Annotated in this window: 27 protein-coding genes and 1 other annotated feature; of the genes, 22 read left to right on the top strand and 5 right to left on the bottom strand. The window is 52.0% G+C overall.

What is annotated here, in order from left to right:
- Positions 1 to 33 precede the first annotated feature (33 nt).
- Positions 34 to 1,167 carry a virulence factor gene (locus tag FGI41_RS12060; RefSeq protein ID WP_139490394.1) on the top strand — a complete coding sequence of 378 codons (1,134 nt, stop codon included), beginning with the start codon at positions 34 to 36 and terminating at the stop codon, positions 1,165 to 1,167.
- A 262-nt stretch (positions 1,168 to 1,429) separates the two neighbouring features.
- On the opposite strand, the gene FGI41_RS12065 is transcribed toward FGI41_RS12060, so the two are convergent.
- Both FGI41_RS12065 and FGI41_RS25445 read right to left on the bottom strand, forming a co-directional pair.
- Positions 1,430 to 1,732: a hypothetical protein gene (locus FGI41_RS12065; protein WP_139490395.1), complete on the bottom strand. Its 303-nt coding sequence runs from the start codon at positions 1,730 to 1,732 to the stop codon at positions 1,430 to 1,432.
- A 41-nt stretch (positions 1,733 to 1,773) separates the two neighbouring features.
- Complete coding sequence (locus FGI41_RS25445) at positions 1,774 to 1,908, bottom strand: hypothetical protein (RefSeq protein ID WP_255298439.1); 135 nt, start codon at positions 1,906 to 1,908, stop codon at positions 1,774 to 1,776.
- A gap of 121 nt (positions 1,909 to 2,029) precedes the next feature.
- Here FGI41_RS25445 and FGI41_RS12070 point away from each other — a divergent pair, with 121 nt between their 5' ends.
- The 5 genes from FGI41_RS12070 (at position 2,030) to FGI41_RS25450 (ending at position 6,481) form a co-directional block, all read left to right on the top strand.
- On the top strand, positions 2,030 to 2,824 hold the full coding sequence (locus FGI41_RS12070; RefSeq protein WP_139490396.1) for an SDR family NAD(P)-dependent oxidoreductase: 795 nt from the start codon (positions 2,030 to 2,032) through the stop codon (positions 2,822 to 2,824).
- Positions 2,825 to 2,878: 54 nt separating this feature from the next.
- Complete coding sequence (locus FGI41_RS12075; protein ID WP_139490397.1) at positions 2,879 to 4,210, top strand: redoxin domain-containing protein; 1,332 nt, start codon at positions 2,879 to 2,881, stop codon at positions 4,208 to 4,210.
- A gap of 39 nt (positions 4,211 to 4,249) precedes the next feature.
- Positions 4,250 to 4,909, top strand: a complete 660-nt coding sequence (locus FGI41_RS12080) for a hypothetical protein (RefSeq protein ID WP_139490398.1) — start codon at positions 4,250 to 4,252, stop codon at positions 4,907 to 4,909.
- A gap of 105 nt (positions 4,910 to 5,014) precedes the next feature.
- Complete coding sequence (locus tag FGI41_RS12085) at positions 5,015 to 5,299, top strand: DUF2573 family protein (RefSeq protein WP_139490399.1); 285 nt, start codon at positions 5,015 to 5,017, stop codon at positions 5,297 to 5,299.
- Positions 5,300 to 5,569: 270 nt separating this feature from the next.
- Positions 5,570 to 6,481: a M15 family metallopeptidase gene (locus FGI41_RS25450; protein ID WP_139490400.1), complete on the top strand. Its 912-nt coding sequence runs from the start codon at positions 5,570 to 5,572 to the stop codon at positions 6,479 to 6,481.
- A gap of 157 nt (positions 6,482 to 6,638) precedes the next feature.
- Here the strand turns inward: FGI41_RS25450 and FGI41_RS12095 are convergent, their stop codons facing one another.
- Entirely contained in the window at positions 6,639 to 7,451 is an 813-nt protein-coding gene (locus FGI41_RS12095) for a serine hydrolase (RefSeq protein WP_139490401.1), read from the bottom strand.
- Between the two features lie 112 nt (positions 7,452 to 7,563).
- Between FGI41_RS12095 and FGI41_RS12100 the strand changes: the two genes are divergently transcribed.
- Together FGI41_RS12100 and FGI41_RS12105 are read left to right on the top strand one after the other, a co-directional pair.
- Positions 7,564 to 9,186, top strand: a complete 1,623-nt coding sequence (locus tag FGI41_RS12100) for a peptide ABC transporter substrate-binding protein (protein WP_139490402.1) — start codon at positions 7,564 to 7,566, stop codon at positions 9,184 to 9,186.
- Positions 9,187 to 9,202: 16 nt separating this feature from the next.
- On the top strand, positions 9,203 to 9,937 hold the full coding sequence (locus FGI41_RS12105) for a gamma-glutamyl-gamma-aminobutyrate hydrolase family protein (RefSeq protein WP_139490403.1): 735 nt from the start codon (positions 9,203 to 9,205) through the stop codon (positions 9,935 to 9,937).
- An 81-nt stretch (positions 9,938 to 10,018) separates the two neighbouring features.
- On the opposite strand, the gene FGI41_RS25455 is transcribed toward FGI41_RS12105, so the two are convergent.
- The gene (locus tag FGI41_RS25455; protein WP_255298440.1) at positions 10,019 to 10,150 is read right to left on the bottom strand and encodes a hypothetical protein; all 132 of its coding nucleotides are present in this window, start codon (positions 10,148 to 10,150) and stop codon (positions 10,019 to 10,021) included.
- Between the two features lie 150 nt (positions 10,151 to 10,300).
- Here FGI41_RS25455 and FGI41_RS12110 point away from each other — a divergent pair, with 150 nt between their 5' ends.
- The 13 genes from FGI41_RS12110 (at position 10,301) to leuS (ending at position 20,470) form a co-directional block, all read left to right on the top strand.
- The gene (locus FGI41_RS12110) at positions 10,301 to 10,651 is read left to right on the top strand and encodes a hypothetical protein (protein WP_139490404.1); all 351 of its coding nucleotides are present in this window, start codon (positions 10,301 to 10,303) and stop codon (positions 10,649 to 10,651) included.
- Between the two features lie 120 nt (positions 10,652 to 10,771).
- Entirely contained in the window at positions 10,772 to 11,848 is a 1,077-nt protein-coding gene (locus FGI41_RS12115; protein ID WP_139490405.1) for a DNA polymerase IV, read from the top strand.
- A 2-nt stretch (positions 11,849 to 11,850) separates the two neighbouring features.
- Positions 11,851 to 12,201, top strand: coding sequence for a thiol-disulfide oxidoreductase DCC family protein (locus FGI41_RS12120; RefSeq protein ID WP_139490406.1), 351 nt, complete (start codon positions 11,851 to 11,853; stop codon positions 12,199 to 12,201).
- A 3-nt stretch (positions 12,202 to 12,204) separates the two neighbouring features.
- A complete protein-coding gene (locus FGI41_RS12125; protein WP_139490407.1) occupies positions 12,205 to 12,393 on the top strand; it encodes a hypothetical protein in 189 nt (62 codons plus the stop codon).
- Positions 12,394 to 12,480: 87 nt separating this feature from the next.
- The gene (locus FGI41_RS12130) at positions 12,481 to 13,005 is read left to right on the top strand and encodes a YqeG family HAD IIIA-type phosphatase (RefSeq protein WP_139490408.1); all 525 of its coding nucleotides are present in this window, start codon (positions 12,481 to 12,483) and stop codon (positions 13,003 to 13,005) included.
- Positions 12,987 to 14,105, top strand: a complete 1,119-nt coding sequence (gene yqeH, locus FGI41_RS12135) for a ribosome biogenesis GTPase YqeH (RefSeq protein ID WP_139490409.1) — start codon at positions 12,987 to 12,989, stop codon at positions 14,103 to 14,105. Before FGI41_RS12130 ends, yqeH begins: the two co-directional genes overlap by 19 nt.
- 63 nt (positions 14,106 to 14,168) lie before the next feature.
- Entirely contained in the window at positions 14,169 to 15,023 is an 855-nt protein-coding gene (locus FGI41_RS12140) for a shikimate dehydrogenase (protein WP_139490410.1), read from the top strand.
- Positions 15,024 to 15,317, top strand: a complete 294-nt coding sequence (gene yhbY, locus FGI41_RS12145) for a ribosome assembly RNA-binding protein YhbY (protein ID WP_139490411.1) — start codon at positions 15,024 to 15,026, stop codon at positions 15,315 to 15,317. It abuts the gene before it with no gap.
- 5 nt (positions 15,318 to 15,322) lie between these two features.
- Positions 15,323 to 15,913, top strand: a complete 591-nt coding sequence (locus tag FGI41_RS12150) for a nicotinate-nucleotide adenylyltransferase (RefSeq protein ID WP_139490412.1) — start codon at positions 15,323 to 15,325, stop codon at positions 15,911 to 15,913.
- Positions 15,897 to 16,484 carry a bis(5'-nucleosyl)-tetraphosphatase (symmetrical) YqeK gene (yqeK, locus tag FGI41_RS12155; protein ID WP_139490413.1) on the top strand — a complete coding sequence of 196 codons (588 nt, stop codon included), beginning with the start codon at positions 15,897 to 15,899 and terminating at the stop codon, positions 16,482 to 16,484. The genes FGI41_RS12150 and yqeK overlap by 17 nt, the downstream gene beginning before the upstream one ends.
- Positions 16,478 to 16,834, top strand: coding sequence for a ribosome silencing factor (gene rsfS / locus FGI41_RS12160; RefSeq protein ID WP_139490414.1), 357 nt, complete (start codon positions 16,478 to 16,480; stop codon positions 16,832 to 16,834). The genes yqeK and rsfS overlap by 7 nt, the downstream gene beginning before the upstream one ends.
- Positions 16,835 to 16,846: 12 nt before the next feature.
- Positions 16,847 to 17,587 (top strand): class I SAM-dependent DNA methyltransferase, encoded by a 741-nt coding sequence (locus tag FGI41_RS12165; RefSeq protein WP_139490415.1) that lies wholly within the window; start codon positions 16,847 to 16,849, stop codon positions 17,585 to 17,587.
- A gap of 74 nt (positions 17,588 to 17,661) precedes the next feature.
- Positions 17,662 to 17,909: a binding site (T-box leader), on the top strand.
- Positions 17,910 to 17,998: 89 nt separating this feature from the next.
- Complete coding sequence (gene leuS / locus FGI41_RS12170; RefSeq protein ID WP_139490416.1) at positions 17,999 to 20,470, top strand: leucine--tRNA ligase; 2,472 nt, start codon at positions 17,999 to 18,001, stop codon at positions 20,468 to 20,470.
- Positions 20,471 to 20,672: 202 nt separating this feature from the next.
- Here leuS and comER read toward each other — a convergent pair whose 3' ends face one another.
- The gene (gene comER / locus FGI41_RS12175; RefSeq protein WP_139490417.1) at positions 20,673 to 21,494 is read right to left on the bottom strand and encodes a late competence protein ComER; all 822 of its coding nucleotides are present in this window, start codon (positions 21,492 to 21,494) and stop codon (positions 20,673 to 20,675) included.
- An 83-nt stretch (positions 21,495 to 21,577) separates the two neighbouring features.
- Between comER and FGI41_RS12180 the strand changes: the two genes are divergently transcribed.
- Positions 21,578 to 21,826, top strand: a complete 249-nt coding sequence (locus FGI41_RS12180; protein ID WP_255298441.1) for a DUF4870 domain-containing protein — start codon at positions 21,578 to 21,580, stop codon at positions 21,824 to 21,826.
- The last annotated feature ends 172 nt before the right edge of the window (positions 21,827 to 21,998 follow it).

Genomic DNA, 21,998 nt, shown 5'->3' on the forward strand with positions numbered 1-21,998 from the left:
TAAGCTGTTTTTTGGAAAAAGGAGGAATGGGTCTTGAACATCATCTCGATTGAACCGACACCAAGCCCGAATACAATGAAACTGACCATGGACGAAAAATTGGCGTCCGGCGTCCAACTTTCGTTTACACAGGAAACCAAGGCATCGGCCCCGGTGTATATACAAAAATTACTCGAAATCGAAGGCGTGCGAAGCGTGTTTCATGTGGTGGATTTTATCGCATTGGAGCGGATCACCACAGCGGATTGGCAACCGATCTTAGCGCAGGCCCGTGAGATTCTGGGTGGGAGCGTCGATGGAACATCGGTCGGCAATGCCCCGTCAGCAGCGGCCGATTCGTACGGCGAGGTGCAGGTCTTCGTCCAGATGTTCCGTGGCATCCCGATGCAGATCAAGCTGGTGACAGGCACGGAGCAGACACGCCAAGGGCTGCCGGAGCGCTTCGCCCAGGCTGCCCTGCAGGCTGGTTCGTCTTCGCCTAATCTTGTCATGGAGCGCAAATGGGAAGAAGCAGGCGTGCGTTACGGTGAGCCGAAGCAGATCGGGGAAGAGATGGCGCAGGAGCTGGACGCGGCATATGATCAGGCACGGTTGGACGAGCTGGTAAAGATGGCTCCACAGCTGACTGGCGAAGAGGTGACGGTGTCAAGACCTGAACCGATTCCGGTCACGCTTGCGACGCTGGACAATCCGGACTGGCGCAAGCGCTATGCTGCCTTGGAGCAGATGAACCCGACTGAGGAGGATATCCCGGTATTGGCGAAAGCGTTACAGGATGAAAAATCCTCGATTCGCCGTCTGGCTGTCGTCTATTTCGGGATGATTGGCGGCGCACAGGTGCTCCCTTATCTCTATGAGGGCCTCAAAGACAGCTCCGTCTCCGTCCGCCGCACAGCAGGTGATACCCTGTCTGATATCGGTGATCCTCAAGCGATTCCAGCTATGATCAAGGCCCTTGGCGACTCCAACAAGCTCGTCCGCTGGCGTGCTGCCCGCTTCCTTTATGAAACAGGGGATGAGACAGCACTGGATGCCTTGCGTCAGGCTGAGCACGATACCGAGTTTGAAGTGGCGTTGCAGATCAAGATGGCGATTGAACGGATCGAAAAAGGAGAAGCAGCCGCAGGGTCTGTCTGGCAACAGATGACCAATCGGGAGCGGGGATGATTGGGAAACTCGTTTTGTGAGAAAGGCAAAAGTGCTTTTTGAGGCTTTTGCCTTCTTCTTTTTATAGGTTGTGGCTCCGACAGGAGCGTGAGGAGCATCTGTTTTCCAGTCGCCTTTCCCTCACTTCGTTCAGCCGGTCTCCTTACAAACAGATGCTCCTCACGCTCTGCAGGTGGATGCCGACTTCTTTAAAAAGCTTCGGATAAGGCAAAGATGGTATAGAAGCAGATGCCTGAGTTCGTGCATATCCGCCGTTTACCAATCATCGAGGAGTAATGAGGAAAAAATGGAGGAAGGCCAGTTTTTTTCTTTTATTCCTTATTTTAAATCTATGGCTGTCTGGAGCTGTGGCGGCTGGCAAGCGGCGAGCCTCTTTAAAAATCCAGCTGAGCGGAGAAACAAGCAAAAGCAGCAGGCCTCTTCGAGTCTGCTTAGGGGCAAACCTCTTCGTACGAATAGGCTTCTTCGAACCCTTTTTGACCCGGCCGCTTTTGCTTGTTTCGGAGCGGACAGTCTCGGCATCCTTGCGGATTTTTAAGAAGGGGAGCAGATTGCCAGCCGCCACAGCTCCCGCACCACCGTAGACCCTCGCCTCTTCGAGTCCGCTTAGGGGCAAACCTCTTCGTACGAATAGGCTTCTTCAAACCCTTTTTGACCCGGCCCGCTTTTGCTTGTTTCGGAGCGGACAGAATCAGCATCCTTGCGGATTTTTAAGAAGGGGAGCAGATTGCCAGCCGCCACAGCTCCCGCACCACCATAGACAGCCCCCCACCCATAGACCCTCACCGCTTCGTGTGCTAGAGTAGAATCATATCATCTATACATTATTTACTAATTATTTTGATATGAGGGTGGCTGATATATGTCCAGCAGCAAGCAAACTGCACTGATCACGGGAGCCTCTGGCGGCATTGGCTTGGATTTGGCGCGGGAATTCGCAAAGGATGGTCATAATCTTGTTTTGGTTGCGAGAAGTCAGCAAAAGCTGGAGCAATTCGCAAACGAGCTTCGTCAGCAGTATCATATAGATGTCACGATTATCGCGAAGGATCTTTCGAAGTTGGGTGCTCCAGAGGAAATCTATCAGGAGGTAACATCCCAAGCCATACAGATTGATGTTTTGGTCAACAACGCGGGGGTGGGCCTTTTTGGAGAGTTTGCTGATAGTGAATTGCAGTCTGTACTGGATATGATGCAGCTTAATATGGTTTCCCTCACGCATATGACCAAGCTGTTTTTGCAGCCTATGGTCAAGCGAGACAATGGGAAAATTCTCAATGTTGCTTCGACCGGAGGATTTCAACCTGGACCGTTGATGGCGGTCTACTATGCGACCAAAGCGTATGTCCTCTCGTTTACCGAAGCCATTGCCAGCGAATTGAGAGGGACGGGGGTCTCGGTCTCTGTCTTTTGTCCGGGCCCGACCAAGACAGGCTTTGATCAGGCGGCTTCCGCCCAACAGTCCAAGCTGTTTACCGGGATGATGGTGATGGAGTGCGGGGAGGTTTGCCGGCTGGGCTATCGGGAATTTAAAAAAGGGAAGACGTTGATCATCCCAGGCTTCATTAATAAAGTGCTGACCAAAGTCCACCGTATCGTGCCGCGCAAGGTCATGCCTGAAGTGGTGCGGTATTTCTCAGACCGAACCAACAGCTAGAACCACCGAACAAGTCATACAGGTGCAAAACATAGACAAGGAGTGAATATCATCATGGCCAAAAAAGGGATCTCCATCGGGAAAAAAGCTCCGGCGTTTGAACTGGACTCCACACATGGCGTGAAGTCGCTTGCTCATTATCAGGGGAAGCCGCTTGTCATCGTGTTTTTGAGGGGGACATGGTGTCCAAACTGCCGGAAACAATTCCTGGAGTTGAATGAATACTACGAACGATTCGTACAAAAAGGCGTCAATCTGATCGCGATCGTCGGGCAAAAGCTGGCGAACGTCAAGCAATACGCAGAACACGAACAGATCAAATACCCTGTGTTCTCCGACGAAACGCGCGAGGTGATCAAAGCCTACGAAGTCTTTACCCCGATCAAATGGGACTCGTTCCGCATCGCGATCCCAAGCACCTATCTGGTAGACTCGAAGGGCTTGATCCGCTATTCCTATGTAGGCGATTCCCAGTTCGACCGTCCGACTGCCCAGGAGCTGCTCGATGTAATCGATACGCTCTCCGATACTCCTGTGCAGCAAGGCAATGCATTGGACGAACTGCCGATATTTCTGCGCAATATGCAAGAGACTTTCCGCCATGTCCAAGAAGCGGGACAATACGCGACCAAGAGTGTGGAGAACAATCTGAACAATATCAATCAACTGACACAGATACTTGCGGGGAATAACCAGCAGCTGGCAGGATTTACCGGGGCTTATGAAGAAAGCTATGAGGAACTGTACCGCAGCAGCCAGAAGCTGGACGCGACTTCGGGAGAGTTCGGCAAAATCCATGAGCTCAACAGTCAGCTCAGCCAGCACGTCCAAAGCACACATGATCTAATGCGCGAACTGATCGAGATGACCAACAGTGTGCACGAGATGAGCCGGGTGATCACCCAGATCTCCAACCAGACCAAAATCCTCGCCCTCAATGCCTCCATCGAAGCGGCACGCGCGGGTGAGCATGGAAAAGGCTTCGCGATCGTCGCTCAGGAAGTGACCAAGCTGGCCAACGGAACGGAAAGCTCCGCCCAGCAGATCACCACCCAACTGCAGTTGATTGAGAATAAGATTCAAGAGAGCTTTTCGTCTTTCAACGGCTTTGAGGAGACGATGCACCAGATCGGCTCTCAGGTCAGCAGCAACATCGAGGAGGTCCACACGATCTCCCGCGACATGCGCCGGATTGCGGAGCGGACCAATGACATGATCCCACAGATCGAAGCGATCAAAGACAGTCAGGAGGAAGCCCAAAGCCATCTTCACCGCATCGGGCAGGTGGAGGAGAAGATCAAGCAGGATATGTCTGAGATCCATCAAGATATGGACTACCAGCTGAATCTGCTCAAAGAGATGAAAAACCGGATCAAGACCAAATAAGCCAGCAAATCCAATCAAATAAAGTGAGGCGTTTCATTCATGACCCCATCCGTAACTCGCCACAACCGTCTGTGGCTCGTCGTATTTACTATGTTTGCCGTACTTTTCGCCCAGTTGAGCACAGCTGGTCAAGCTGGATTCGGATTCACCCAACAGGCGACGGCGGCCGAATCTCTTTTCGACAAAAACACCATCAGCGCGACTGTCCAGTCGACCAACATCACAGGAATCTACAAAGTACAGGTCAGCGGCAACATGAAAGCAACCGATATCTCCACGATCAATGTAAAGATCGAGAACACCACCTCCCGCGCCCTGTACACCGCATCTACCAAGCGATTCACCCTGAGCAAATCTGTTAAGCTGAACGCCGCTCCAACCAAAGTTATCCTCGAAGCTACCACCAAAAGCCGTGTCAAGGAAACCTATGAAGTTGCTGTCAACCAGCAGACCGCACTCATCGAGCAGATCAAGGTCACCAAAGGACAGTTCAGCAAGGACACATATGCCTACATCATTTCCGGTAAGGTAGCTTCCACCAAGGTCAAGGATGTTACGGTTAAAGTAGGCAATCAAAGCAAAAAAGCCACGATTGAGGAAAGCACGTTCAAGCAGACTCTTCTCGAGAAAAAAGGAGCCCGCATCTCGCTGGAAGTGAAGCTCACCGACGGCCAAGTGCAGGTCATCACCATTGAATAGGGCAGACTAATAAAATATCCAGGCCTATGCGTTATACTAATAGAAAAACCATTCCAACCGCCAACGACCATCAGGTGCCCGTTGGCTCCAGAAAGGAACGATCCCATGTCTGACAACAATCTCAACCGAATTCCCGATATCGACGGGCTACTGTATAAGTTCACCGAGCTGCTCACCGGCGAAGCCACACCTGAGCGCATTGAAATGGTCAAGATTTGGTGCCTCTACTCCCACATGGCCAAAGTCATGCCACCCCTCGTCCAGCACTGGGGCAGCGAGCCAGATCATCTGGAGACCAAAGCGGAGATCAAGCAGCTTTTTGAACAAATCAAGAAATGGAACCAAGAAAAAAACGCTCAATCCGCAGAGCCGCCTAAGAACCTGCAATAGGGCAGCATACACCAAGGCACATACCCAAGCACGTCAAGTAACGATGAAAAGACACGCGTCCCAAAATCCCCGTCTTCAGATGGCATTGGCCCATCTAAGATCCAAGCGGGAGAGAGGCAGCGTGTCTTTCTTTTTTCTCTGATTCTTTTTATACTTGCTGACAGAGATGAATCATACGAATTGTACAAATCGTACGAAGCTAGTCTTAGCAGAGAGGGACAGAGATTACGTAATAGCTCGTAACGGTAATAGAAAGAGAGATGCTTGATCATGCCATACGATATCTTTCGAGAATTCAATAAGCCCATTCCACCTGAAGCAGATCGGTGGGGGAGAGCGGGTTCTGATCTGCCCCCTGTACCACATGCACACGCACACGACCAGACCCCAGACGACTTCACCGATTGTGGCGAACCGCTCGTCTCCCTATCCGGTCTGTCACCCAAAATCCAAATCGCTCCCATCTACCACCAACAAGGCCTTCCGGGCGCCACTGCCGACTGTTATGCCCGAAGCACGGTAGCTCTGCGCCTCGTCCAAGCCGCCGAACTGCTTCCCGACGGCTACTCACTCGTGATCCTGGATGCTTGGCGGCCCTGCGAAGTACAGCAGGCTCTCTACGACAGCTTCCGGCAAACCCTGATCAACCAAGGCTGGCCCGACGATGAGACGCTCACCGAGGAGCTCCGAAAATACGTAGCCAAACCCTCCACCGACATCGACAAGCCCTCCCGCCATCTCACCGGCGGCGCCATCGACCTGACCATCGCAGGCCCAGACGGCTGGCTAGACATGGGCGGCCCGTTTGATGATTTTACGGCTCGTGCGGCGACCAGGTACTATGAAGAGATTACGAGAAAAGAGACGATGACAGAAGAGCGTGCATGTGTAGGAATCACGTCGGCTGAAACCAAGATTGCCGAAACCATAGATCCTTTACCTGAACACAAAACGGTTGCTGTTTCCGGCCTCACATCACTCCGATTGGATGCCAACGAAAAAAACGACGGCAAGCTCCAATACCAAGCTCACCGCCGTTACCTGTATCATTTGATGATCAGCGCAGGGTTCACCAACTACGCCAAGGAATGGTGGCACTACGACTACGGCAACCTCCCATGGGCCAAGCAGACGGGGGAAATACCGTTGTACAAGGGTGTTTTGAGTCCCGAAGCTATATAAAAAAGTGAGAATCATCAAGTTGCATATCGCAATTCCTGTTCGTTTTTAGTAAAAATGAACCAAACGTTCATCAAAGGGTGAACAAAACCACTATATATATCCATCCTCCCATTTAATAAGATCAACCAAGCCAAGCCACGCCAATTCCGGGAAAGCCTTATTTACGGCTATACGCCTCATACACCAGTTTCCCGATCTCACCGATGGCACGTTTGGCAGTCAGCGAATCGGTCGCATCTTTGGTCAGCACAGAGATCAGCACTGCGGATTGCCCCGTGTAGAGGATACCTGTATCGTGCTCGATGCCGGTGACAGTCCCGGTTTTATTCGCCAATTCCCATTTGGGCTGACCGCCGATGATGTCATGATCAGGATCCCCGAGCAGTAGTGGAAGAGCATCACGGAGCTGCTGGCGTTTTAGAATATCAATCATGCGCAGGCAGCTGTCGTAGGAGATTACAGAACCGTGGGCGAGGTGGCGCAGAATGGAGGCCATGTCGCCTGCTGTCACTTCGTTTCGCCCTTCTAATTCGGCTGGGATGATCATTAATTTATTATAGAACTGACTGTTCACCATACCTGTTTTGTCCATGATCGCTCGGATGCTGTCTCTGCCTGCCTGATCAATCAGGATGTTGGTTGCGGTATTATCGCTTTGGATAATCATCAGCATCACCAAGTCATAGATGGACAATGACAAGCCGGGCTGCAAATGCTGAAGTACCCCCGCACCGCCGACCAAGTCCTCCTGACGCAGGGAGAGGCGATCCTCGAATGCATATTTTCCTGCATAGACATCAGCGAAGACAGCTGTCATAATCGGCACTTTGATCAGACTTGCCGCAAAAAAACGCACATCAGGTTGATGCTCAATTTTCTCCTTCGTATGTAAATCCTCAATCACCACGCCCCATGCTCCACCTGCCTGATCGATAATTCGGAAAATTTGATCTTCCAAGGCTTTAATCATCTGCCATCGACTCCTTTTTTCGCCTAATTTATATACAAAAGAATAAATCTCATATAATATTAAAAATATTATCGCACTGATAAAAACCAGAGATTACAAGGGGGTACTTTGCATGAAGAACATTCCATTTCGGAAGATGGGCTACGCTTTTTTGATGAGCGCCCTGCTTGCCGGCTGTGGCAATACGGCTGCTCCAGAGACAAAAACTGGTGATCAGACAGCCGAACAGCCAGCGAAGCCTGCAGACCAAACGCTTGATATCAACATCAAAACCGAACCGCCTACAGCCGACCCGGGTCTTGCTGATGAGTTGATCGGGATTGCCGTAGCGAAAACCGCTTTCGACGGTCTGATCCGTATGGGTGAAGACGGCAAACTGCACGAATCTGTAGCGGAAAGCTATGAGATTTCACCTGATCTCTTAACCTATACCTTCAAACTGCGTGATACCAAATGGTCCAATGGCGACCCAGTGACCGCACATGACTTTGAATTCGCATGGAAACGCGTCCTCGATCCAAAAACCGCGTCTCCATACGCCTATCAATTATACTATATTAAGAATGGCGAAAAAGCCAACGGTGCCAAAGCAACTCTCGATGAAGTCGGCGTAAAAGCGCTTGACGACAAAACCTTGCAAGTCACCTTGGAAAATCCAGCCCCATTCTTCCTTGAACTCGTATCTTCTGTGACCTATCTGCCAGTCAACAAAAAGGTAGTAGAAGCAGATCCGAAATGGGCAGGGGAAGCCAAAACCTTCGTAGGTAACGGCCCTTACATCATGGAAACATGGGAGCATAAAAACAAAATCGTATTCAAGAAAAACCCGAACTATTGGGATGCGAGCAAGGTAAAAATGGAAACGATCAACATGTCTATGATCGAGGATTCCAACACCGAGCTTTCTATGTTTGACAGCGGTGAATTGGATTGGGCGGGCTCTCCACTCGGCGATATCCCAACCGATGCGCTGGCATCCAAGGCTGACCAGCTCAAAACCCAGCCGACAGCGGGTACCTACTGGTATACCTTTAATACCAAAGCAGCCCCATTTAACAACGTAAAAATCCGCAAAGCGTTTGCCTATGCAATCGACCGTAAAGCAATCGTAGACAATATCGTACAACAAGGCGGACAGCCGGCATATGGCATCCTGCCTCCATCCATGGCGCTCAAACCAGAGGGCTACTTCAAAGACGCGCAGACCGATGAAGCGAAAAAGCTGCTCGAAGAGGGGATGAAAGAAGCAGGTCTCACCACGCTGCCTGAAATCACGATCCTCTATAACACAAGCGAACTGCACCAGCAAATCGCAACCGCGATCCAAGACCAATGGCGTAAAGCACTTGGCGTAGAAGTCAAACTCAAAAACATGGAGCTGAAGGTTGTCCGTCAAGAAATGACCCAAGGCAACTTCCAAATCGCCCGTGCCAGCTGGATCGGTGACTTCAACGACCCGGTTAACTTCCTCGAAGTATTCCGTGAGCCAACCGGTACCAACAAGAGCAACTGGTCCGATCCGAAGCTGCAAGAGCTGCTTAAAGCCTCCGCAGTGGAGAAGGATGTTGAGAAGCGCAAATCGATCCTTGCTGAAGCAGACGCCATCGTGGCAGACGCGATCCCGGTCACGCCGATCTACTACTACACATATAAATGGCTTCAAAAAGACAATTTGAAGGGCGTTGTGATTGACGCACTGGGTTACCCAGATTACAAATACGCGCGTTTCGAATAAAAAGGGGAGAGTGGCCTTGTTACCGATTATCGGGATAGCAGCTTCCAGAATGTTTTTGCCGGGCAACACGCTGGATAAATACTACTATGTCGGCAACGGCTATGTAGACGGTGTCGCACGCAGTGGTGGCATTCCGTTCATCCTGCCGCTCATGCACGAGCCGAACCGCCCGATCCGGGAGCTGGTGGAGGCCGTCGACGGGATTATCCTCACGGGCGGTGAAGACCCTGCTCCGCATCTGTTCGGCGAAGAGCCGCATGCCAAGCTGGGTGAAGTCGATTATGAACGAGACCTGGCTGAGCTGGAACTGATCCAACACGCCATCGAGCTGAAAAAGCCGATTCTCGGGATCTGCCGCGGTATGCAAATCCTCAACGTGGCGTTGGGCGGGACTCTTATCCAGGACATCCCGAGCCAAGTGGAAGGGGCTTTCCAGCATTCGATGATCGGCTCCCGTCAACATGGTGCGCACAAGGTTACGCTCACCGACGGTTTTATCCGTCAAGCGCTTGGCACCGACCAGCTGCTCGTCAACACCTCGCATCACCAATCCGTCAAAGACATAGCTCCTGGGTTTCGGATTACCGCCATTTCTGCTGACGGCGTGATCGAGGCGATGGAAAGTGATGACGGTCAGATCATCGGTGTTCAATGGCATCCTGAGCGCATGTGGATGCACGACGACACGATGCTCAAGCTCGCCCATGCATTCATCCAAAAGGTAAAAGGACACAGCACGACAACGGCATAATACCCATGCCAAAACAAAACCAAAAGCCCTCTATCTAACGTCCCATGATGGCGTTGATGGAGGGCTTTTTTGCATGATGAACTATTCAACGACACGAAGCTCTACCGTGATGTTGCCACGGGCTTGTCCACCGACGAGTTCAACCGACTGCTTCAAGACTTTCAGGGTCTGCTCCATCGGGTACACCAGTTGAACCAGCAAGCACCATAACACCCCATAAGCCACCACATCACCATACAAAAAGGGAGACGGCCCGCGAAACGGACTGCCTCCCTTTTTCCTGTGATTCTGCGCCCTGATTCTAATCACTTCTCTGTGCGTTTGACCATACAATATCACAGCAAGATGTGGGGGTGGATGATCATGGCCAATAACGGAAACGGGCGTAACGGCTGCAATGGGAAAAACGGAAAGAACGGCAAGAATGGCAAGAACGGAAAAAATGACGTGAAGGCCAAAATTAAAGAAGCCATCTCCATATCAAGCTTAGAAACGGCTGAGCTGCTGATCATCGGACTCATCCTTGCTGGTGAATTAAAATACAACAGCATTCTGGTCAACCGCGATGGCGACATAGAAATTGTTTTCGCCGGCAACATCAAGAACCAATCCAACGGAAATGCCCAAAAGATGGCGGATTTCCTTGCCTCCAATAATTCCATGACCATTGATGAAGCGATTCAGGGGCTGCGCTTGCGTCTTTTTTCTGATTGAGGGGCTCCCCGAAGGCTCCCGCTCCCCCGGAGTCCATAGAAAGACAAGCTCTTGCATTTCATCTCATTCAGATGAATAATAGATATAATGAGAATGTACGTTTGGGGGTGGTGACCCGTTATGAAAAAATTCATTCACCTGGACATCGATGCGTTTTACGCCAGCGTAGAGCAGCTGGACCGGCCCGAATTGCGCGGAAAACCAGTGATTGTCGGCGGCACAGGCAATCGGGGAGTGGTCGCCACCTGCAGCTATGAGGCCCGCGCCTTCGGTGTACGCTCGGCAATGGCTGTGGCTATCGCCCGCCGGAAGTGTCCGCAGGGGATATTTGTTGCGCCCCGCTTCGACCGCTACCGGCAAAAGTCACAGGAGATCGCCGCCATCTATACCGCCTATTCTGACCGCTATGAACCGATCGCGCTGGATGAAGCCTATCTCGATGTCAGCCACTATGATAATGCGGTTCCGATCGCCCGTGAGATCAAAGAGCGGATCAAGCAGGAGACCGGACTCACCTGCAGCATCGGTCTTTCCTATAACATGTCGCTTGCCAAGATCGCCAGTGACCTGAAAAAACCGGACGCCTTCGTCATCATCCGTCCACATGAGGCGCTCGACGTGCTGCGTCCGCTCAAGGTGGGCTCCCTGCACGGCATCGGCCGCAAATCCCAAGAGATGCTGGCCGCCCGCGATATCCACACCATCGAGGATTTTTGGTCATTAGATGAAGAGGAAGCCGTCCGCCTGTTTGGCAAAATGGGACACGCTCTCTATCATCGGGCACGCGGGATCGATCACCGTGAGATTAAGATGGACCGGCCGGTTAAGTCGATCAGCCGCGAGACCACACTTGTGTTTGATGTATATGAACGCGACCAGCTCATCCCGATTGCCCGCGAGTTACTGACCGAGGCAGGGGAAGACGTCAAAAGCGAGAATGTCGTCCCGCAGACTCTAACTGTCAAAATCAAGTATTCTGACTTCACATTGCGCACCAAACAGCGTAAAGTGGAATCAGAGCAACAATGGCCGGACGTGTTGGACGAATTGCTTGACGAGTTTGATTTTTCCCATGGCGTGCGGCTGATCGGTGTCGGGTTCTCCAATTTCCTGACACCGGAAGAGGCGGCGGCCGAGCGGTACGAGCAGCTCAGCCTGTTTTCATCCCGTTCGGTCGATTGGCAAAGGGAGGGATAGCGATGCAACCCATTACCGTGTATGTTGACGAGACCTGCAACCTATGCCAGTTTATGAAACGCACCTTCATGCGCATCAGACACCCCAGACGTGCCGCCGTCGTCGAGTGGAGGCACTATCACGAAGCACCGTGCGGAATCGGCGACTACAACTGTGGCGATGCGATGAAGGTGCAGACCCCGGACGGACAGCTGTACCAAGGCTTTTACGCCGTACGTGTACTGGTCGGCTATACCTGGCTGGCTTTTTTGCAACCGCTCTTATACATCCCCGGTATCCCGCCGCTCGGAGAAAAAGCCTATGCATGGGTCGCCCGCAACCGCTATCGTCTGTTCGGAAAAAGGGAGGGCTGATGTATGAACCAACCGAACCGTTTTCACTGCTGTGCCACCTGCGAGCATTATCGCGTACAGAAAAACGAGACAGGCACAGGCTATCACTGCTCCCGTCTCGGATATGAGACCAAGCCCACCTACCAGTTCAACTGCTGGTCACCCAAGCCGCAGGTACAGCGGCTGATGGCGGGCAAAAATGAACCATCGTAGCATTTTTGCTTTTCTTTTGCAAGGCTGTGCCTTAATATGGTATAGTTAGTGCCGAAATCGCCTTGTGTGGCGGCATGGAGGTGCCTCGTGTTTCTGGAAAAATTGATCCCGGACCAATACGTGGAGTCAATCCACGCGATTGATATAGAAGACCTGCATAAAAGGAAGATTCGTGCCGTCATCACCGACCTGGACAACACCTTGGTTGAGTGGCATCGTCCCGAGGCAACCCCTGAAGTAATCGAGTGGCTCGGACGCTTGCATGAGAGAGGTATTCAAGTCACCGTGGTGTCAAACAATAAGCAAGAACGGGTTTTTCGTTTTTGTGAGCCGCTTGGCATTCATTGTATCTGGGCGGCGAAAAAACCGACCAACCAGGCATTTCTTCAGGCGGTCAAGGATATGAACGTACGCATTGATGAGACCGTCGTGGTCGGCGATCAGCTGTTCACAGACGTGCTCGGTGGCAACCTGCTTGGGTTTCACACCATTCTCGTCGTGCCGGTGACACAATCAGACGGCTTCTTCACACGGTTTAACCGTAAGATGGAGCGGTTTGCGTTTTATTGGATGCGGAAGAAAGGAATGATTTCGTGGAAGGACAACGTGTAGACGTACAATGTGCCGGCTGTGGCATCCAGATTCAGACGGAAGACAAGGCCAAGCCCGGCTTTACACCAAGCTCTGCGCTCGAACGCGAAGTCGTCATCTGCCAGCGTTGTTTTCGCATTAAGCACTACAACGAAGTGGCCCCTGTGGCGATGGGCGATGACGACTTTTTGCGCATCTTAAACAGCATCGGCGGCACCGACAGCCTCGTGGTGATGGTCGTCGATATTTTTGATTTCCAAGGTTCATGGCTTCGCGGCCTGCACCGCTTCGTCGGGAACAACCCAGTCCTGCTCGTAGGGAACAAAGTGGACCTGCTCCCGAAAAACATCAACCTCAACCGCGTGAAAAACTGGCTTCAGCACGAAGCCAAAGAACGTGGTCTCAAGCCAAATGATGTCGTGCTGGTGAGTGCCGGCAAAGGAACCGGGATCGACGAGCTGCTCTCCCGTATCGGCCAGCTTCGCCGTGGGAAAGACGTATACATCGTCGGTGTCACCAACGTGGGCAAATCCACTCTGATCAACCGTATCCTGCATGACTATGGTGCGGCAGACATGGAGATCACGACATCACCGTTCCCAGGCACGACACTGGACAAGATCGAGATCCCGTTAGAGGATGGCCGCTCCATCTTCGACACGCCGGGGATCATCAACCGCGATCAGATCGGACATATGATCTCACCGGATGATCTGCGCAAAATCACACCGAAGACACGGATCAACCCGACTGTTTTCCAGCTGTTCGACAAGCAGACCCTGTTCCTTGGCGGTCTCGCCCGGATCGACTACGTCCAAGGGGAGCGTCAGCCGCTCGCCTGCTATGTGGAAAACAATCTCTATATCCATCGTACCAAGCTGGAAAATGCAGATGAATTCTTCGCTAAGCACCATGGAGAAATGCTCCAACCACCGGGTGGCGAAGATGCGAAAAAGCTTACTCCGTTCGTCCGCCATCAGTTCAGGGTGGAGCCGACCGGCAGCCAAGACATCGTGATCTCCGGTCTCGGCTGGATCGCCCTGCAAGGCAAGGAGCGCGCGATCATCGATGTGCATGTACCAAAAGGCGTCAGCGTAGGACTACGCAAAGCATTGGTTTAATGGGTAACGCCCCTTCGATGATGGAGGGGCGTTTGTGGCACTGTATTGGGGGAGGGAAGCCCGTTGATTACAAGTAAAACCAAACTGGTGGGGCTCTTTGGTCATCCTGTCGGCCATTCGCAGTCCCCGCTCATGCATAACGCAGCATTTGAACACAAAAGACTTGCTTTTGCCTATGCCGCATTTGATATCCTCCCAGAGGACCTGGGAGAAGCCGTAGCCGGGATCAGAGCACTCGGCCTACGTGGTGTCAATGTGACCATCCCGCATAAGGAAACGATCATGCGCCACCTAGACGAGATAGACCCATTGGCTGCCCGCATTGGTGCGGTTAATACGGTCGTCAACGATGGTGGTCACCTGATTGGCTATAATACAGATGGGACAGGCTATGTGCGTTCCTTTGTCGAAGAGACCGGCGTGCTTTTGTCCAATCAAGTTGTCACCCTGATCGGTGCAGGAGGCGCGGCCCGTGCTGTAGCCTGCACGCTGGCTGACAAAGGCGTCCGTGAAATCCGCATCGTCAACCGTTCCCGTGAGCGTGCACAGAAGCTTGCGGCCCATATCTCACCATGGGTCAAGACCTCTGTCTATGCGCCTGACGATGGCAATGCGGTGATGACAGACACCACCTTATTGATCAACACCACCTCGATTGGGATGTATCCCAATGTCGATGAGATGCCTGTCCCACTCGACTGGCTTCATTCAGACCTGATCGTCAGCGACCTGATCTACAACCCGCTCGAAACCAAGCTGCTTACCACCGCCCGTGAGCTCGGCGCGATGGTACACTCCGGGATCGGGATGTTCATCAACCAAGGGGCCTTGGCCTTTGAGCTGTGGACAGGCGAGGAAGCACCGACAGACATCATGAGAGAAACCGTACTGAAACAACTGCAACAGGGAGGCCAATAAATGTTAACTGGTAAACAAAAACGATTCCTGCGCTCCGAAGCGCATCACCTGACCCCGATTTTTCAGGTGGGCAAAGGCGGCGTCAATGACAATATGCTCAAACAGATCCAAGAAGCGCTGGAAGTACGCGAACTGATCAAGGTTCAGATCCTGACCAACAACCTCGATGACAAGCACGAAGTCGCCGAAGCACTGTCCACTGGTGCAGGAGCGGAATTAGTCCAGCTCATCGGACATACTGTGGTACTGTACAAGGAATCCAGAGAAAACAAACAGCTGGTCCTGCCACGCTAAGCTCCATGACCCGAAAAAAAATCGGCATCATGGGCGGCACCTTTGACCCGATTCACAATGCCCATCTGCTTGCCGCCGAACAGGCGAGGGACGCAGTGGGCTTAGATGAAGTCTGGTTCATGCCCGCCAACATTCCACCGCACAAACAGCGCCCAGACATCGCAGACACACACCACCGCTTGCGCATGACGGAGCTGGCGACACAGGATCACCCACAATTTACGGTGACGGATATCGAACTGACCCGTGAAGGCAAATCCTACACGGTAGACACGATGCAGCAGTTGGTCGACACCTATCCCGACTACGACTTCTTTTTCATCATCGGAGGCGACATGATCGCGATCCTGCCCAAGTGGTACCGGTTCGATCATCTGTCCACACTGGTCCGTTTCATCGGACTGATGCGTCCCGGCTCCGTCTACGATAAAGAAGCACTGTCCGCCTACGTCACGTTCGTAGAAAACCCCGTCTGGGAGCTCTCCTCGTCGCTGATCCGTGAAAACGTGCGAACTGGAAAAAGTCTACGCTATCTTGTGCCGCCTACAGTGGAATGCTATATAAAGGAGAACAGGCTCTATGAGCATTTTGCATGACAGGGAGAGACTTCTGGCGCAAATCCGCGCCCAGATGTTTGAGAAACGCTACATTCATACCTTGGGCGTAGCCGAATCCGCCCGCATCCTGGCCCAGCGCTTTGGTGCTGATCTGGACAAAGCAGAGATGGCCGGGCTCCTGCATGACTACTGCAAATGCTGGGAGATCGACCGCCAGCGCCAAGTCTTAATCCGTCACGATTACCCGGCTGAATTGCTCGAAGCAGACAAGGAGCTGTATCATGCCTTCGCAGGAGCGATTGTGGTACAGCAGGAGCTTGGCATGGAAGACCCGGAGATTCTCCAGGCGATCCGCTACCACACCACGGGACGCGTAGACATGACCCTGCTGGAAAAAGTCGTCTGTCTGGCCGATTACATCGAGCCAAACCGCGCATTTCCGGGAGTAGAGGAGCTTCGCCAGCTTGCTGAGCAGGACTTGGACAAAGCACTGGCCCAAGCGCTCGGCGGCACCATTCACTTATTAATCGGGCAGAGAAAGCAGGTTTACCCGCTGACTTTGCTTGCCTATAATGACATCATCAAAAAACTAGGAGGGGTTACATGGTAAAAACAACGGAAGATCTCGCGAAACTCGTAGTCAAGGCAGCAGAAGACAAGAAGGCAGAAAAACTGCTGGTGATGGATATCACCAACCTGTCCACTATCGCTGACTACTTCATCATCTGCCACGGTAACAACGAACGCCAAGTACAGGCGATCGTACGTGAGATCCGCGACCAAGCACATAAAGCAGGCTATGATATCCGTGGGATCGAAGGGGAGAACGAAGGACGCTGGGTACTGGTTGACCTGCGCGACGTCGTTGTCCACGTGTTCCACAAAGAAGAGCGTGAGTTCTACAACATCGAGCGTCTCTGGAACGACGCGCCTTACGTCAACTTCAGCGAACAAGCGTAGGTGCCGTAGCGGATGTCGTATACTCACTTAGCCGCGATTTACGATCAATTGATGGCGGAGACGCCTTATGATACATGGATTGCATGGGCCGAGAAGCACTGGCAGCAGCACGGTAAGCCGCAGTCGATCATCGATCTTGGCTGCGGCACCGGCAACATCGCGATTCCTTTGGCACAAAAAGGCTACCAGGTCACAGGTGTGGACCTCTCCTCCGAGATGCTTACCGCCGCTGAAGCGAAGGCAAGAGCAGCAGGCGTCCGCATTCATTGGACAGAGCAGGACATGTGTGACTTGGAGCTTCCTGTGGCCGATGCGATCATTTCGTTTCTTGACTGCATCAGCTATGTGACCGAGGAAGAGGATGTCAAAGCGGCGTTTGCCAATGCATTCGCCCATCTGCGTCCAGGCGGTACGTTCCTCTTTGATGTACATAGTCCGTACAAGATCCTTGAATTCTTTGGCAATCATACGTTCACCCTACTTGAAGACGGGATCAACTATGTCTGGCAATGCTTCTGTGACCCGCTTCGCATTGAGGTGGAGCACCAGCTGACATTTTTCATCCAGCAACCCAACGGACTGTATGAGCGCTTGGAGGAAGACCATCTGCAGCGCGCCTATCAACCGATGCTGATGCAAAAATGGCTCAAAGATGCAGGGTTTGTCGATATCACCATCACGGCAGACTTTACCGATGAGCCGCCACAGCACACGAGTGAGCGCCTGTTTTTTACCGCGAGACGCCCGGAATAGGGGAAGCTGCATTGACATTGACAGCCAAATCTGTCTATAATCAATCATGTTATATCCCTACATGCACATATCGACTAGAAGCTATGATGCGGAATAGTACGTATCCCGGATTCAGCACATCCAGAGAGTTGACGGCTGGTGCAAGTCAACCTGAACCGATACCGAACTCACCTGTATCGCTCTCTTCCTGAAGACCTTGACGGTTGCATAAGGCAGAGCGTCTGATCCACGTTACGGACAATGAAGCGGGCAGTATCTTTTTATCGATCTGCCAACCAGGGTGGTACCGCGGGAATTGAACCAACAACCTCTCGTCCCTACAGCACATGTCTTGTTGCTTGTAGGTGATTGAGAGGTTTTTTATTTTTATCCCATTAACTTTTTGCAACTATGTTGAGGAGGCACATCACAATGGCAAGAACGTATGACCCTGCCCACATCGAACCAAAATGGCAGCAAGTCTGGCAAGAAAAAGGCACTCACCGCACCGTGGAGGACGCCAACAAGCCTAAATTCTATGCACTGGAGCAATTCCCGTATCCATCCGGCCATCTGCACATGGGCCACATGCGCGTATACTCCATCGGGGATATCATCGCCCGTCTGAAACGCATGAACGGATACCAAGTACTTCACCCAATGGGCTGGGATGCATTCGGTCTGCCAGCGGAGAATGCGGCGGTTAAATTCGGCGCACAACCTGCCAAATGGACCTACGAAAATATCGATTTCATGAAAACCCAATTGAACCGCCTTGGTGTCAGCATCGACTGGTCCCGTGAAGTAGCGACCTGCTCCCCTGACTACTACAAGTTCACCCAATGGCTGTTTTTGACCTTCTACGAGCAAGGTCTTGCTTACCGCAAACGCGCATTCGTCAACTGGTGCCCTGAGTGCTCCACCGTACTTGCCAACGAGCAGGTAATCGACGGCCTCTGCTGGCGCTGTGACTCTGAAGTAACCAAGAAAGATCTGGAGCAATGGTTCTTCCGCATCACCGATTATGCGGAGCGTCTGCTCAATGACCTCGATAACCTCCCAGGCTGGCCGGAAAAAGTACGCACCATGCAGAAAAACTGGATCGGCAAAAGCCAAGGAGCTAATGTCACCTTCACTATTCCAGAACTGGCTGACGAGCAAGTGACCGTCTTTACGACCCGTCCAGATACCCTCTACGGTGTCTCCTATATGGTGCTCGCTCCTGAGCATCCACTCGTACCACGTCTGGTAGCAGGTAAGGCGCAAGAGCAGGAAGTGCTTGCTTTTGTTGAGGAAATGAAAAAAGAAAGCGACATCACCCGCACCTCTACTGACGTAGAAAAAGTGGGCCACTTCACAGGCGCTTACGCCAAGCACCCGCTCACAGGCGAACAAGTACCGATCTGGGTAGCCAACTATGTCTTGCTCGACTATGGTACTGGTGCTGTTATGGGCGTACCTGCTCACGACGAACGCGACTTTGCTTTTGCGAAAAAATACGATCTGCCAATCAAAGTGGTCATCAACCCAACCGATGAAAACATCATGTGGGAAGAAGTAGGCATCACGTCTGCTTACACCGAAGACGGCACCCTGATCAACTCCGGCGACTTCGACGGCACGCCAAACCGCGATGCGATCCGCACCATCGCTGAGCACTTGGAAAAAGAGGGCAAAGGCGGCTTGACCACATCCTACCGTCTGCGCGACTGGCTGGTTTCCCGTCAACGCTACTGGGGCTGCCCAATCCCAATGACCTATTGCGATACCTGCGGCACTGTACCTGTACCGCGTGATCAGCTTCCAGTCTTGCTCCCAGAAGATGTCATCATCGACGGTAAGCGCAACCCGCTCACGTCTTCTGAAGACTTCATGAATACCACTTGCCCAAGCTGCGGTGGCGCGGCACGCCGTGAGACCGACACGATGGATACCTTCATCGACTCTTCCTGGTACTATCTGCGCTTTACAGATGCCAACAACCCTGACCTGCCATTCTCCAAAGAAGCGGCAGACAAATGGCTCCAAGTCGACGAGTACATCGGCGGGATCGAGCACGCGATCCTTCACTTGCTGTACTCCCGTTTCTTCACCAAGGTCCTGCACGACGCTGGCATGGTGAAATTCGATGAGCCGTTCAAGAGCCTGCTCACTCAAGGGATGGTACTCAAAGACGGCGCGAAAATGTCCAAATCCAAAGGCAACGTGGTTAGCCCGGATGACATGATCGAAAAATACGGTGCCGACACCGTCCGCCTGTTCATCCTGTTCGCTGCACCACCTGAGCGCGACCTCGACTGGACCGACACCGGGGTAGAGGGCAGCTACCGCTTCCTGAACCGCGTATGGCGCCTGATCGAAGCCAACACCGCACTCTTCGGCAAAAAGGCAGCTACACCCAAACCAAACGATGATGCGGCCAAAGATCTCTACCGCACCGTTCACCATACGATCAAAAAAGTAACCGAAGACATCGGCGAACGCTACACCTTCAACACCGCCATCTCCACGATCATGGAACTGGTGAACAAACTCTACACCTATCCTAATGAAGCCGACCGCAGCACCTTCGTGTTCGCACTCGAAACTCTGATCGTCCTGATGGCGCCTATCACTCCACACATCTCCGAAGAAATGTGGCAACTGGTGGGCAAAGAAGGCAGCGTCCACGAACAGACCTGGCCAACCTACGATCCACAAGCACTCGTCCTCGACGAAGTGGAGATCGTCATCCAGATCAACGGTAAAGTCCGTGACAAACTGGTTGTACCAAACGGCCTCTCCAAAGAAGAACTGGAGCAACACGTCACTGCTAATGAAAAAACACAAGCCCTCATCGAAGGCAAAACCATCCGCAAAGTGGTAGCCGTACCGGGTAAGCTGGTTAATATCGTAGTAGGGTAAGAACGTAGCAATAACGTAGCAATAACGTAGCCATAACCCCTTTTCGGGAAAACGAAGAGGGAAGAGGAGGCTTCCAATCCGGTAAAACGGGGCGGAAGCCTTTTTCTTATTCCCTGTTGCAGTGAGCCTCCGCTTCAAGCCATCCCTTCATTTCAACCCCAGCCCACGTACAAGAAAAAGTACACCTCAATAAGAGATGTACTCATGTAATAAACTGCTTTGACATTTCAACCCGATCCTCAGCGAACTTTTCATGTGTTCGCTTGAATACATCATTAAATACACCAGGAATGCCTTTTTCCAATGCTTTCAGACCTTCACCGGTGATGCCACCCGGCACACATACGCGCTGTTGCAGCTCCGGCAGGGTGAAGTGCTGGGCTTTGAGCAAGTCTGCCAGACCAATGATCATATGCGTGGTCAGTTGGACAGCAGCGTCACGGGAAATGCTCGTTTCTTCTACAGCGGATTGAATCATCTGTTGCAAAATATAACTCATAAAGGCAGGCCCACAGCTGCAAATATCCGAAGCAACGCGCAGGTATTGATCCTCAATTTCGACAGGATGGCTGATCTTGGAGAACAGTGCAACGATCCATTCACGCTGTTGGGAAACAACACGCGAGCCGTACTCTAACAGGGTCAACCCACTGGCCGCCGCGTTGGTGATACTGGGAATTACCCGCGCCACCGCACAAGGAACATACTGCTCAAGCTCCGCAATCCGTACCGGGCTGGTAATCGTGATGAGTAAGTGCTTAGGAGTCAAAGCATCAGCCATTTGTTCGAGAGCCTTCCGATATTCAAGTGGCTTTACACATAGGAAAAGTACGTCGCTTTTCTTCGCCACGTCCTTATTGTCATAAGCTACCTGCAACCCTGAATGAACCTGTGCCAGTGCTTCCACTTTTGAGGGAGTTCTGTTAGAGGCGACAATCTGGCTTGGCTGTAAGGCTTCCTGGCTGATGAGAGCGTTGATGAGGATGCTCCCCATGCTCCCCGTACCGATAAAGCCAACTTGCATGTATATCCCTCCATCCAATCTTCTTTTTCCATTGTATGAATCAGATGGGCAGTTGATGTGCATCTTTTCGGAACATGAATCGTATGAAGGAAGAGGACATCGTCCCATTGATCATCTGGCTGATCAAGCGGGAGCAGAGTGAGTTTGTCGCAAGCCATGCCAAAGAATCGCTTAACTTTAACATTACGATATTCTTGATTACCGCAGTTGGTTATGTGCTTGCGTTCTTGCTGGTCATCCCGGCTGTGATGATGGAGACCGTATGGGGATATGGCATGTTTCCTGTTCTGGTTGCGGCAAGCTTAGCTCTTAGCATCTTTTGTATCGTGTAGGTGGTTCGTGGGATTATCAGTGCGAACAACGGAGGGTATTTCCGTTATCCTCTGACGATTCGACTGGTGAAGTAGCGGTGTGAAGGGTAGGGAATTGTGAGAATAACATGTTGATGTGAGTTCACATTGGTGAAAATACGAAGTGGCGAGAATAGGAGTAAGTCCAATTAGA

It is taken from the genome of Brevibacillus dissolubilis, assembly GCF_006170445.1.
Taxonomy (GTDB): Bacteria; Bacillota; Bacilli; order Brevibacillales; family Brevibacillaceae; genus Brevibacillus_B; species Brevibacillus_B dissolubilis.